The organism is Pyxidicoccus trucidator (assembly GCF_010894435.1).
Classification (GTDB): Bacteria; Myxococcota; Myxococcia; order Myxococcales; family Myxococcaceae; genus Myxococcus; species Myxococcus trucidator.
Genome location: NZ_JAAIXZ010000001.1, coordinates 104,006 through 116,507, shown reverse-complemented (window position 1 = coordinate 116,507; position 12,502 = coordinate 104,006). Strand labels below are relative to the sequence as shown.

Annotated in this window: 12 protein-coding genes; 8 read left to right on the top strand and 4 right to left on the bottom strand. The window is 69.6% G+C overall.

The features are described from left to right. The first annotated feature begins 74 nt into the window (after positions 1 to 74). From G4D85_RS00555 to G4D85_RS00545, 3 genes are read left to right on the top strand one after another with little or no spacing between them, the layout of a single operon-like run. On the top strand, positions 75 to 1,388 hold the full coding sequence (locus G4D85_RS00555; RefSeq protein WP_164006860.1) for a protoporphyrinogen/coproporphyrinogen oxidase: 1,314 nt from the start codon (positions 75 to 77) through the stop codon (positions 1,386 to 1,388). 39 nt (positions 1,389 to 1,427) lie between these two features. Continuing rightward, positions 1,428 to 2,138, top strand: a complete 711-nt coding sequence (locus G4D85_RS00550) for a glycosyltransferase family 2 protein (RefSeq protein ID WP_164006858.1) — start codon at positions 1,428 to 1,430, stop codon at positions 2,136 to 2,138. Between the two features lie 26 nt (positions 2,139 to 2,164). Continuing rightward, positions 2,165 to 3,103: a polysaccharide deacetylase family protein gene (locus tag G4D85_RS00545; protein WP_164006856.1), complete on the top strand. Its 939-nt coding sequence runs from the start codon at positions 2,165 to 2,167 to the stop codon at positions 3,101 to 3,103. A gap of 23 nt (positions 3,104 to 3,126) precedes the next feature. On the opposite strand, the gene G4D85_RS00540 is transcribed toward G4D85_RS00545, so the two are convergent. Further along, positions 3,127 to 3,780, bottom strand: coding sequence for an esterase/lipase family protein (locus G4D85_RS00540; protein ID WP_164006854.1), 654 nt, complete (start codon positions 3,778 to 3,780; stop codon positions 3,127 to 3,129). A 138-nt stretch (positions 3,781 to 3,918) separates the two neighbouring features. On the opposite strand from G4D85_RS00540, the gene G4D85_RS00535 reads away from it, so the two are divergent. Both G4D85_RS00535 and G4D85_RS00530 read left to right on the top strand, forming a co-directional pair. After that, positions 3,919 to 4,773: a lysophospholipid acyltransferase family protein gene (locus tag G4D85_RS00535; protein WP_164006852.1), complete on the top strand. Its 855-nt coding sequence runs from the start codon at positions 3,919 to 3,921 to the stop codon at positions 4,771 to 4,773. Positions 4,774 to 4,811: 38 nt separating this feature from the next. Beyond that, positions 4,812 to 5,735 carry an SDR family oxidoreductase gene (locus G4D85_RS00530; protein ID WP_164006850.1) on the top strand — a complete coding sequence of 308 codons (924 nt, stop codon included), beginning with the start codon at positions 4,812 to 4,814 and terminating at the stop codon, positions 5,733 to 5,735. Positions 5,736 to 6,138: 403 nt separating this feature from the next. Here G4D85_RS00530 and G4D85_RS00525 read toward each other — a convergent pair whose 3' ends face one another. Further along, positions 6,139 to 6,555 (bottom strand): hypothetical protein, encoded by a 417-nt coding sequence (locus G4D85_RS00525; protein WP_164006848.1) that lies wholly within the window; start codon positions 6,553 to 6,555, stop codon positions 6,139 to 6,141. Positions 6,556 to 6,646: 91 nt separating this feature from the next. Between G4D85_RS00525 and G4D85_RS00520 the strand changes: the two genes are divergently transcribed. The 3 genes from G4D85_RS00520 (at position 6,647) to G4D85_RS50660 (ending at position 11,331) form a co-directional block, all read left to right on the top strand. Next, positions 6,647 to 10,390 (top strand): tetratricopeptide repeat protein, encoded by a 3,744-nt coding sequence (locus tag G4D85_RS00520; protein ID WP_164006846.1) that lies wholly within the window; start codon positions 6,647 to 6,649, stop codon positions 10,388 to 10,390. 49 nt (positions 10,391 to 10,439) lie between these two features. Next, positions 10,440 to 10,772 carry a hypothetical protein gene (locus G4D85_RS00515; RefSeq protein WP_420821693.1) on the top strand — a complete coding sequence of 111 codons (333 nt, stop codon included), beginning with the start codon at positions 10,440 to 10,442 and terminating at the stop codon, positions 10,770 to 10,772. A gap of 211 nt (positions 10,773 to 10,983) precedes the next feature. Continuing rightward, positions 10,984 to 11,331: a type II toxin-antitoxin system Phd/YefM family antitoxin gene (locus tag G4D85_RS50660; RefSeq protein WP_420821685.1), complete on the top strand. Its 348-nt coding sequence runs from the start codon at positions 10,984 to 10,986 to the stop codon at positions 11,329 to 11,331. On the opposite strand, the gene G4D85_RS00505 is transcribed toward G4D85_RS50660, so the two are convergent. Further along, positions 11,255 to 11,527 carry a type II toxin-antitoxin system RelE family toxin gene (locus tag G4D85_RS00505; protein ID WP_164006840.1) on the bottom strand — a complete coding sequence of 91 codons (273 nt, stop codon included), beginning with the start codon at positions 11,525 to 11,527 and terminating at the stop codon, positions 11,255 to 11,257. The two genes, G4D85_RS50660 and G4D85_RS00505, sit on opposite strands and share 77 nt — an antisense overlap. After that, positions 11,524 to 12,051 (bottom strand): hypothetical protein, encoded by a 528-nt coding sequence (locus tag G4D85_RS00500; protein ID WP_164006837.1) that lies wholly within the window; start codon positions 12,049 to 12,051, stop codon positions 11,524 to 11,526. The genes G4D85_RS00505 and G4D85_RS00500 overlap by 4 nt, the downstream gene beginning before the upstream one ends. Positions 12,052 to 12,502 lie beyond the last annotated feature (451 nt).

The window sequence follows — 12,502 nt, the reverse complement described above, 5'->3', positions numbered from 1 at the left end:
CTCTGTCCACCCGCAGGGGGGCGCCTGCGTTCGTTTTCCCCCTCCAAGAGCGGAGGTGGTAGACCCGGGCCGGCATGGAACCCATCGTCATCCTTGGCGCGGGACTCGCGGGCTTGTCCACCGCCCACTTCCTCCGGAAGCCCTGGCGCCTCATCGAGAAGTCGGACCGGGTCGGCGGGCTCATCAAGACCGAGGTCATCGATGGGTGTTACTTCGACCCCACCGGCCACTGGCTCCACCTGCGCGATCCGGAAATCCAGGAGCTGGTGAACACCGTCTGGTTGCCGGAGCAGATGGTCCGCATCCAGCGCAAGGCGGGCATCTTCACCCGCGGCGTGTTCACCCGCTTCCCGTACCAGGTGAACACCCACGGCCTGCCGCCGGACGTCGTGGCGGAGAACCTCGTCGGCTACGTGGAGGCCATCCACGGCGAGAAGGGCCGGGCGCTCCGCGAGCGCGAGCCGCGCAACTTCGAGGAGTTCATCCTCCGCTACATGGGCGAGGGCTTCGCGAAGAACTTCATGGTGCCCTACAACCAGAAGCTCTGGACGGTGCACCCGCGCGAGCTGTCCGCCGCCTGGGTGGGTCGCTTCGTGCCCCGCCCCAACCTCAAGGAGGTGGTGGACGGAGCGCTGGGCGCCGGCAGCGACCAGGTGGGCTACAACGCCTCCTTCGTCTACCCGCGCGAGGGCGGAATCGAAAGCCTCGCCCGCGCCATGCTGCGCCACCTCCAGGGCGGCGAGCTGAGCGTCAACACCGAGCCCACCTCCGTCGACTGGAAGGCGCGCAGAATCACGCTGTCCGACGGCCGCGTGCTGCCCTATTCCGGGCTGGTGTCCAGCATCTCCCTGCCCGGGCTGGTGGCGCTGCTGGCCAGGAGCGGCTCGGGCGTGCCCGACGAAGTCGTGGCCGCGGCGAAGCGGCTGCGCGCCACCACCGTCACCTACGTGGCCGTGGCCGCGCGCGGGGCCAACCGCCAGCCCTGGCATTGGATCTACCTGCCGGAGCCGGAGTTCCACACGTACCGCATCGGCTCGCCCTCGGCGGTGTACGCGCCGCTGGCGCCGCCGGACACCTCCACCTTCTACGTGGAGTACAGCCACCACGGCGAGATGGCCCCCGCCACCGCGGAGAAGTACGCGGTGGAGGACCTGGTGCGCTCCCAGATGATTCACTCGGCGGACGACGTGCTCTTTGCCCAGGCGCGCGAGATTCCGCACGCGTACGTGCTCTATGACGATGCGTACGGGCCGGCGAAGGCCGAAATCCTCCGCTTCCTGGAGCACGCGGGCATCCTCATCGCCGGGCGCTACGGGCAGTGGGAGTACTCCTCCATGGAGGACGCCATCCTCGCGGGCCGCGCCTGCGCCCGCACGCTGAACGGTTGACGCACCGCCCCCAGCCCCATATCTCAGGGACCCAATTCCATGGCCCCGCACCTCTCCGTCGTCATTCCGGTCTACAACGAGGAGTCCATCATCCGCTCGGCGGCGGAGGAGCTGCGCCAGGGGCTGGACGCGCGCGGGCTCGACTACGAAATCATCTTCGCGGAGAACGGCTCGCGAGACGCCACGCCGCGAATCCTCGAGGAGCTGTGCGCGGCGAACCCGCGCCTGCGCTGGTTCCACTCGGAGCGGCCCAACTACGGCTCCGCGCTCAAGGCCGGCATCCTCATGGCCCGCGGCACCTACGTGGTCTGCGACGAAATCGACCTGTGCGACCTCACCTTCTACGACTCGGCGCTGCCGAGGCTGGAGCGGGGCGAGGCGGACATGGTGGTGGGCTCCAAGGCAGCCAAGGGCGCCAGTGACCAGCGCCCGCTGGTGCGTCGGGCGGCCACGCGCGTGCACAACGGCCTGCTGAAAGTCGCGCTGGGCTTCCAGGGCACGGACACGCACGGGCTGAAGGCCTTCCGCCGCGAGGCGCTGCTGCCCGTCATCCAGAAGTGCGTGGTGGACATGGACGTGTTCGCCAGCGAGTTCGTCATCCGCGCCTGGCGCGAGGGGCTGAAGGTGCTGGAGATTCCCATCCAGCTCCACGAGAAGCGCCAGCCCTCCATCCACCTGTTCAAGCGCGTGCCCAACGTCCTCAAGAACGTGGGCAAGCTGTTCTACGTCATCCGCGTCCGGGGGACGTGAGCTCCGAGCCCGGGGAGGGCGCACCCGTGCGGCTGGCGTCCATCTCCGTCGACCTCGACTCGCTGCCGCACTACTGCCGCATCCACGGCCTGCCCGAGTCGCTGCTGGACGAGCGCGCCCGCACGCTGGTGCACGCGGTGGCGGTGCCCCGCTTCCGCGAGCTGCTGGACGGGCTGGGCGCGCCGGGCACCTTCTTCGCCATTGGCGAGGACCTCGAGTCGGACCCGGGCGCCGCGGCGGGGATGCGCGCCGCCCACGCGGCGGGAATCGAGGTGGCCAGCCACAGCCACGCGCATGACTACGCGCTCACGCGCCGGGGCCCCTCCGCCATCCGCGAGGACCTGGCCCGCGCGGACGCGGCCATCCTCGCGGCCACGGGCGCGAGGCCGGAGGGCTTCCGCGCCCCGGGCTACACGCTGAACGCGGACCTCTATGCGGCCACGGTGGCTCAGGGCTACCGGTATGGCTCGTCCGCGTTCCCCGCCGCGCCGTACTACGCGGCCAAGGCGGCGGTGATGGGGGCGCTGGCGCTGGTGGGGCGGCCCTCGCGCTCGGTGCTGGACACGCCGCGCGTGCTGCTGGCGCCCCGGGTGCCGTACCGGCCGGACCCGGCTCGGCCCTACCAGCGGGGGACGGGCGCGGTGCTGGAGCTGCCCATGGCGGTGACGCCGGGCGTGCGCTTCCCCTTCATCGGCACGTTCGCCACCACGCTGCCGCTGTCCGCCCTGCGCGCGGCCTGGCGCTCGTGCCGCAAGGACGCCTTCTTCAACTTCGAGCTGCACGGGGTGGACGTGCTGGACGCGTCCGACGGCGTTCCCCTGGAGCTGGTGCGGCAGCAGCGGGACTTGCGCGTGAGCGCCGCCCATAAAATGGAGCGGCTGCGCGAAGTCTTCGGCTGGCTGAAGGCGGAGTGTGACGTCGTCACCCTGCGCGAGGCCGCCGGGCGGCTCTCCGCCACCCTCTGAGGGCCCGCGAGAGGGGCCTGCCTTCAGCGGGCCACGGCCGGTGAGCCGAGCACCTCCACCACCGCGTCGAGGACGCGCCGGTCGGAAATCATCCACGGGTGCAGCAGGACGGGGAAGGTGCGCTCGGAGGCGCCCTGCAGCCGCGAGCTGGAGGCGGGGAAGATGGTCAAATCCCAGGGCGTCCAGAAGCTGTGGACCTCCACCTCGCCCCAGGGGCGCCTGTCACTCTGGAGGTCGCGCAAGAGCCCGCTCCGGGGCCGCATCTGCCGCACGCCCTTGCCCCGGCGCAGCCACGCCATCCGGGTGCCCGCGTGCGGCCCGGAGATGGAGATGAAGCGCCGCACCACCAGCCGCCCGCCCTGCAGCTGCAGCCAGCAGCGCGTGACGAGCGCCCCCATGCTGAAGCCCACCACGTCCACCCGCCGCGCGCCCGTGCGCGCCCGGAGCGCCTCGGCCTCCCGGGCCACCTGCCGGGCCATCGCGGGCACTCCTTCCGAGCCGTCATTGGGCACCAGGGAGAAGGCGTGGACGTGGGCCCAGCCCTCACGCTCCAGCCGCTCGCGCATGGCGTCGAAGGCGCTCGCGTTGTCGTCGATGCCATGGACGAGCAGCACCGGAGCCCGCTGTTCCACGGGCGCCAGGAGCGGGGCCGGCGCCCGGGCCACGGCAGTCGTCACCGCACAACCTCCTATCAGCCACGCACGGCAGGACGAGCGTCACACACTCGCATGCGCGGGGGGAAATGGGCCCGGCGTGTCCGCCAGCGTACTCCGTCCCTCCCGGAGCGGGGGCCGGTGGTGTAAAGAACCCTCCCTATGCTGGAGCGTCTGACCGACCGAGTGAAGAAGGGCCTGCGCGACTGGACGGACCGGCTCGCCAATGACGAGCAGAAGGGCCGGCTCATGGCGCTCGCCCGCCCGGAGAACGAGTACGGCGTCGACCCGTTCGGCTACAACCTCGACTACAGCCTGTCCGCCGTGGCGCCCTTCCTGTGGCTCTACCGGAACTACTTCCGGGTGGAGACGTACGGCATCGAGAAGGTGCCCGCGGGCCGGGTGCTGCTGGTGTCCAACCACTCGGGCCAGCTGCCGCTGGACGGGGCCATGATTGGCGTCTCCATGATGCTGGAGGCCAGCCCGCCGCGCGCCATCCGCAGCATGGTGGAGAAGTGGGTGCCCTCACTGCCCTACGTGTCCACCTTCATGGCCCGCATGGGGCAGATTGTGGGCACCCCCGAGAACTGCCGCCGGCTGCTGGACGCGGAGGAGGCCATCCTCGTCTTCCCCGAGGGCCAGCGCGGCATCAACAAGCTGTGGCCCCAGCGCTACCAGCTCCAGGAGTTCGGGCTGGGCTTCATGCGGCTCGCGCTGGAGACGCACACGCCCATCATCCCGATTGCCGTCGTCGGCGCCGAGGAGCAGGCCCCCGCGCTGATGAACCTCAAGCCGGTGGCGAAGCTGCTCGGCTTCCCGTCCTTCCCCGTCACGCCCACGGGGCTGCCCATCCCCCTGCCGACGAAGTACCGCATCTATTACGGGGACCCGCTGCGCTTCACCGGACGCGCGGATGACGAGGACAGCGAGCTGGACAAGAAGGTCCGCACCGTGAAGGCGGCGATTCAGTCCATGCTGCACCAGGGCCTCAAGGAGCGTCGTGGGGTGTTCTGGTGAGCCCGGGAGGTGGTGGAGGTGCTAGGGAGGCAGGCACCATGAGACCGGCCGTCGTCGTCACGGGCATCAGCGGCAACCTCGGCCGCACGCTCGCCAAGCTGCTCCACAAGCACGAGCGCATCATCGGCATCGACCGGCGCCCCTTCGTGGGCCGGCCCAAAGACGTGGAGATGTACGAGCTCGACCTGCGGAAGAAGAAGGCGGAGGACGTCTTCCGCAAGAACGAGGTCAAAGCCGTCATCCACATGGGCATCATGCATGACCCGCGGATGAGCGAGGAGGAGCACCACTCCTTCAACGTCGTGGGCACCACGCGCCTGCTGGAGTACTGCGCGAAGTACGGCGTGAAGAAGGTCGTGGTCCTCTCCTCGGCCAACGTCTACGGGCCCAGTCCGGACAACTCGAACTTCCTCACCGAGGACGCGCCGCTGATGGCGGCCAGCCGCTTCTCCGGGGTGAGGGACCTCATCGAAGTGGACATGCTCGCGCATGGCTTCTTCTGGAAGCACCCCCACATCGAGACGGTCATCCTCCGCCCCGTCCACATCGTCGGGCCCACCATCAAAAACGCGCCCTCCAACTACCTGCGCCTGCGCCGCCCGTGGGTGATGGCCGGCTTCGACCCCATGGTGCAGCTCATCCACGTGGAGGACGTCGCGCGCGCCATGGTGCAGGCCCTCCGCCCCGAGCCCAAGGGCGTCTACAACGTGGTGGGACCCGGCGAGGTGCCCCTGTCCGCCGTCATGCGCGAGCTGGGCAACAGCCCCATCCCCGTGCCGCACCCCCTGGCCCGCCCGCTGCTGCGCACGCTGTTCAAGTACCGGCTCGCCAACTTCCCGCCCCCGGAGCTGGACCACATCCAGTTCCTGTGTGCCGTGGACGGCAGCCGCTGGACGAAGGACGTGGACTGGAAGCCCCGCAACTCCATGCGGGACACCATCCGCTCCGTGCAGGGCGAGTAGCGGCGGGAAAGTCCGAGGCCCCCTGACATGGGTGTCACGCCTGACGTGACGCCCCCTGCACATCGCCCTGACAGTGATGTCAGGACCGGGGCGGTAGAGCAGGCGGGCGTCCAGGCGTCTGGGATTGCAAGTCCTTGAATCTCCAATGGCGTGTCCTCCTCCAAAGACTCGCAAGGAGGCTGGCACTCGCATTGCTCTAGGAAGCCCACGAAACGGCGCGGCGACGCGGGCCTGGACACAGCGTCGCCTCCGCCATCCTGTAGGGCACTCCATTGGGGAGTTCCCGACGCCTACCGTCTCGGCCGGCCCCGAGACGGTGGGCGGTTTCTTGTAGGGCGCTCCATTGGGGAGCACCCGACGCCCACCGCCTCGGCCGGCCCCGAGACGGTGGGCGGTTTCTTTTCTACGGCAGCTCGCCCTCGAAGGGCCCGTCGAGCTGTCGCTCCAGCAGCCACGTCCCGTTCCGGAAGACGAACTCCGAGGTGACGAGGGCGGTGCGCTCGGATGCGGACGGCAGGCGCATCCACTGGATGCGGCTCTGCACGGTGGCGCGCTGCCCGTCGTCCGACAGCTTCACGTCCTCGATTTCGTAGTCGGTGATGGTGAGGTCTCTCTCGTCGTGCAGGTCGATTCGGGCGCGCTGGAAGTCCGTGCGGCGCTCCGGGACGATGAGGCGGGCGGCCGAGCGGTAGTCTCGCCACCGGATGAGCTGGTGGAAGCTCTCCACGGTGGGCTTGAGTGCCTCCAGGTTGGATTTCTTGGACGTGGTTGCGCACGCCCCGAGGACGAGCACGAGAAAGAGGGCAGGCAGGCGTTTCACGCGTGGGACGGTAACACCCGCCAGCAGCCCCGGACGAGGACGTGGTGCTATGGTCCCGCTCCCCTCCCGAGTACCGGAGTCGTGAGCGCACATGGCCAAGTCGATGGTGGAGCGATACGAGCAGCTCCTCCGGCAGGACCCCACTTCTTCCGTCTTCGTCGAGCTCGCCAAGGCCCTGCTGGAAAAGGGGGACGCGGCGCGCGCCATCGAGGTCTGCGGGCAGGGCATCTCCCACCACCCCACGTCCACCGTGGGCCGGGTGCTGTGGGGCAAGGCCCTCATCCAGTTGGGGCGTCCCGCGGAGGCGATGGAGCAGTTCGACCAGGCCATCAGCATCGAGAAGGACAACCCGTACGCGTACAACCTCATTGGCGAGGTGCTGCTGCAGCGCGGGCTGTACCGCTCGGCGCTGCCCATCCTCCGCAAGGCGGTGGCGCTGCAGCCCAATGACGGGCGCGTGAAGCTGTGGCTGGAGCAGGCCCAGCAGGCGCTGGCCGGTGGCCCGGCCCCTGTCTTCGCGGACCTGATGGGGCTGGAGAAGGCCAAGACGTCGTCCGAGGGCGAGGCCGAGGAACCGGCGTCCACCGAGGGCGCGCGCGCGGAGGTGGCTGACGCCGCGGCACCCATGGCGGCGGCTCGGCGGCGCTCGGCGGCGCTCGGTGAAGCAGGGAAGGCGAAGCCGGCGGGTGCGGACGGTGGCGCCGAGGCGGGTGCGCGCAAGGCGGCTGGGACTGATGCGGGCGCACGCACGCCGGGCGCGGCCGAGGCGGGAGCCGGGCCGGCGGCGGGTGACGACGCCGGAGCCGGGCAACCGGGTGCGTCCGGGAAGGCCGGCCGTGTCGCCACGGGCGAACACGCCGCCGTCGGGGCGGGTGGCACCGCGGGCGATGCGGCGTCCTCGCTGGGATTGATGAACCGGCCGGTTCCCGTGCTGCGGCCGGCGTCCGGCACGGAGCTGCCGGGGCTGGACCTGTCGCTGGATGACGAGGACGGCGCCGCCGACGGCGCGGGTGCCGCGGCTTCGGTGGAGACGCGAGGCTCGTCCGAGAACGAGGCTTCCGCCGCGTCCGAGGGGAGCTCGGAGCCCGCCGCTGGTGAGGAGGACTCCTCCGGTGATGGGGGTTCGGACGCTGGGGGCCCCGGTCTGCTCGACGTCCCCCCGCCCGAGGGCACCAGCGAGATGCCGCTGCTGCTGTCCGGCGAGTTCACCACCGCGAAGCCCACGATTGCGGCCTCGGGTGGACTGCTGGGCGACCTGCCGCCTCCCGAGCCCACCGGGCAGGCCCCTGTCGCCGCCCGCGCGCCCTCGGCGGTGCGCCCGTCAGGTGGAAAGCGCTCGCTGCTCGACGACATTCCGGATGCCACCGCGACCGCCACGCCCGTCGTGAAGGCGAAGGCCAAGGCCAGCGCGCCCGACACGGAGGCGCTCACCGCCGCCTACGAGAAGGAGCTGCGGGAGAAGCTGGACCGCGAGGCCGCGAAGACCTCGTTCATCGCCCGGCACGGCGTGAAGATGGCCGGCGCCGTGGTGGCGGTGGTGGTGCTGGCCATCATCATCGTCGGCTTCATCAAGATCAGCGCGGACAACGGCGGGCAGACGCTGAACGAGGCGCTGGCCCGGGCCGAGGACCTCACCGTCCAGGACACGCACGCCTCGCTGGAGGCGGCGCTCACGCAGCTGCAGCTCGCGCGGGAGATGGACGAGAGCAGCAGCCGGGCCTGGGCGCTCACCGCCTGGACGCACGCGCTGCGCTTCGCGGACCACGGCATGTCTCCGGAAGACCGGCGGCTGGCGCTGGAGGCGCTGGAGAAGCCGGGTGTGAAGGAGGGCTCGCCGGGCCTGGTGCTCGCCACCAACGTGCTGGTGGCCGATGACCGTGGGCGCGAGCCCGCGCGCCGCGCGCTGCTCACCTCCACGGAGGACAACACCGAGGTCCACGCGCTCGCCGCCCGGCTGCTGCTGGAGGCGAAGGACAAGGACGAGAAGAAGGCGCTGGAGCGCTTCGACCGTGCGCTGCGGGCTTCGGTCGTCAACGTGCGCGCGCTGGTGGCCCTGGGCAATTACTACCTCGCCTCCGAGGACTTCCCGCAGGCCGTCGAGATGTTCGAGCGCGCCCGCAAGAAGTCTCCCGAGCACCCCTCGGCCCGCATCGGCCTCGCCGAGGCGCGGCTCGCGCTGGACCAGGACCTGGACGCGGCGCTGGCGGACGTGGCGCCGCTCGCCGAGGACGCGAAGCTGCCCTCCGCGCTGAAGGCGCGCCAGCAACTGGTGCACGGCGAGCTGCTCTCCGCGAAGGGGAAGCATGAGGAGGCCCGCGCCCTGCTGGCCAAGGGCACGCAGGGGCCGATGGCGCTGGAGTTCCACCTCGCGCTGGGCGCCGCCAGTCGTAGGGCCGGCAAGCTGGACGCGGCGCAGTCCGCGTACGAGGCCGCCCTCAAGGTGCAGCCCAAGAGCGACGAGGCCCGCGAGGGACTGGGTCGCACGCTGCTGGACCGGGACCGCGAGCGCGAGGTGCTGACGCGCCTGGACGCGGACGGTGGCCGCAAGGTGGCGCTGGTGCGTGGCGCGGCCTACGCGCGGCTGGGTGACTGGAAGCGCGCCCGCACGGAGCTGGCGCGCACCCGGGTGAATGACCGCTACCCGCCCGAGGCCGTGTCCTGGCTGGCCCTGGCGGACGCCGCAGAGGGCAACGCGTCCCAGGCGCGCGAGCTGCTGGAGAAGGCGCTCGCGGCGTCCAAGCGCCCGCGCAGCGACATGCGGCTGGCGCTGGGGCAGGTGTACTGGCGTGAGCGCGCCTTCGACAAGGCGCAGGCCCAGTTCGAGGAGGCGCAGAAGGACCCGCGTGACTACGAGGGCTCCTGCTCGCTGGGGCGGCTGCTGCTGGCGCGCGGGCTGCCGGACATGGCCCTCAAGCCGCTGACGCAGGCGGTGGAGCGCAACGGCGCGCACGGCGAGTCCCGCGACGCGCTGGGCCGCACGCTGCTGGCCCTGGGCCGCACGCCCGAGGCCCTCAAGCAGTTCGAGGCGTGGCAGCTGGAGAACCCGGGCAGCGCGGGGGCACACAAGGGCTTCGCGCTGGCGCTGTACCACGCCGGCCGCCGCAAGGACGCGGAAGGGGCGGTGGGCCGCGCGGCGAAGCTGGCGCCGGACGACGCGGAGGCGCACCGGCTGCGCGCCGCCATCCTCTTTGCGGCGGGCGACGCGCGGGGCGGCTTCTCGGCGCTCGAGCGCGCCAACAAGCTGGACCCGAAGGACCCGGACACCTTCTGCGAGATTGCCCACGCCTTCCTGCGCCAGGGCAACGTGGACAACGCGGACGCGGCCTTCGCCGCCGCCCGGCGCGAGGGGCCCGACGCCACCTGTGGCCGGGTGGGCGAAATCTACGCGCAGCTTCCCGCTGGCGGGCGCGCCGCCGCACGGACGCTGGAGGACCTGTCCTCCCGAGCGCCCACCGTCTGGGACAAGGGCTTCGCGCAGGCCACCATGGCGCGCGTGCTGCTGGGGGCCGGCGTGGTGAAGGACGCCCGCACCGCGGCGGACGAGGCGGTGCGGCTGGCGCCGCATGCCGGGCGCTCGCACCTGGCGCTGGGGCTGGTGGCCCTCAAGCAGCGGCAGGAGCCGGTGGCGAAGACTGCGCTGGCGAAGGCCGTGGAGCTGGAGCCCACGGACGGCCTGGCGCACCTGGCGCTGGCGGACGTGCTGGTGCGCGACTCGGCGGAGCTGCCCCGGGCGGTGGAGTCCTACGAGACCTTCCTCCGGCTGGCGGATGGCTCACCGGAGGCGGCGCGGGTGAAGAAGGCGCTACCGGCCCTGAAGAAGAAGGCGGCCAGATAGCGTGAGGCCCTTCCCGACCCGCCCCGAGGCTGCCTCGCTGCTGCGCATCATGTGGGGCAACGCCTTCCTGCTCTCGTTGCTCTACCTCGTGGTGGGCTTCGGGGTGGAGCTGGCGCTGCGCTTCTTCCCCTCGCGGTTCCTGCAGCGACTGTCGCTGTCGCTGGACTCGCTGCCGGCGCGCGCGCTGGAGATGGCCGGGGCCATGGAGCCGCTGCGCACGGCCTACTTCTCCGGCCGCATCACCGAGTTCGGCGTGCGCGTCGTCTTCGGCATCACCACCGTGGCGGTCATCTTCATGCTCGCGTTGGTGGTGGGCACCCTCATGGGCGGGGTGCGGTTGTTCGTGGCGCGCCGGGCGTGGCGCCGCGCGGGCGGGCGCTGAGCGCGCTTCTGGCACCGTCTTACCCCTGATTCTTCAGTCCCTGATTCCTTCAGGAGATATTGGCTACCTGCATTGGCCAGATGGCGGCAGCCGCTGGTCCAATGGCTTGGAGCCCTCTCAGGTGCATGTCGGCTCTTACTGCTACCGAGTATGAAACGGTGGCAAAAGGAGGAGACTTGCCATAACGTATGAAACGTACGTTTTTGGGGGAATGAACATGGCGGAAGTCAGCATCACTAAAGCCCGCGACGAACTTGCGGAACTTCTCAACCGGGCTGCCTATGGCAAGGAGCGGGTTGTGTTGACTCGTCACGGGAAGAGGCTCGTCGCCATCATCCCCGTCGAGGATCTTGAGATGCTTGAGGCGTTGGATGACCGGCTCGACTCCGCGGCTGCGGAGCAGGCACTACGAGACAGTGAGGGACAGGCGCGCATTCCTTGGGAAAAAGTGAAAGAGGAACTCGGCCTTGCCGGCAAACGCACTACCGGTAGATCTCGCGTCGGTGCCCCACTCGCACGACCAGGACGACCAGCCGGTCGTCCTCGATCTCGTAGATGACTCGGTAATCCCCAATGCGAATGCGGAGGTAGTTGCTGCCCTTGACCGACTCGGCACCTGAAGGACGTGGGTTGCTGATGAGTGTGTCGATCTTGTCTGCGATGCGGCGGCGATGGACCGGCGCGATGCCAGCCAATTGTTTGCTAGCCGCAGCGAGGAATTCGATACGAAAGAGGGCGGGCTTTTTCGAAGTCATGGCGCGAACGGTAGGGTTCGAACGAAGTCCGCCAGCCGCGCCGCTTCAGTCGAAGAGAGGTCTACTGGGAGTTGGAGTTCCACCGTCAAGTCGGGTCGAAGCCGGAAGTGGTGGCTGAGCAGTGTCTGCGCCTTGGATTGGACGGACAGAGAGCCTCCGCTTTGGCGCGATGTTGCTCCCTGGAACTTCGATGCCTCCAATGCGTCCGTGACGGAGTGGGCGTCAAATTTCCACTGGAAGCGGGAGGGCTGCCCTCGGCGTCCCACCACGAAGTCCCCGAGGCCGATGGAGTCGAGGGCGCGGAGCGCATCAATGACCGTCCCTCGTCCCACGGTGCGGAGCAGCGCAAGCAGTTCGTCAACGACCCAAAGTTGCTTGTGGTCCATTCGCCCGGCCAGTTCCTCAAAAAGCATATCGATAGCTATGAATTTTTGAGGGTCATGCTTGCTGTATTGCATGAACTCATCGGTCAACATGATAAGAAGGGCCTCCTTCTCATCGGGATCTTTGGGTTGATTATCCATGATCCCTTTATCTCATAAGGAGCGATTTAGGTCAACAAGTTTAAATTCCTTATCTGGCCTCCTGCTCGGTCCTTGCTGAGCACTGGAGGTGTAGATGAGCGGTTGTGGTCGGCGTCCGAGCGCTAGGTTTCGAGTGAAGTGCTCCTCGCAAAGCACACCTCCCAAGTCGTGCCGGGTTCAAGATTTCCTCTCGAAGGAGACTGAGAAGCCGAGTCCGCTGCTATTCCGCCGATAAGGGTGGCGGTGGAGCAAGTCGCGCGCTGGAGATGGCCGGGGCCATGGAGCCGCTGCGCACGGCCTACTTCTCCGGCCGCATCACCGAGTTCGGCGTGCGCGTCGTCTTCGGCATCACCACCGTGGCGGTCATCTTCATGCTCGCGTTGGTGGTGGGCACCCTCATGGGCGGGGTGCGGTTGTTCGTGGCGCGCCGGGCGTGGCGCCGCGCGGGCGG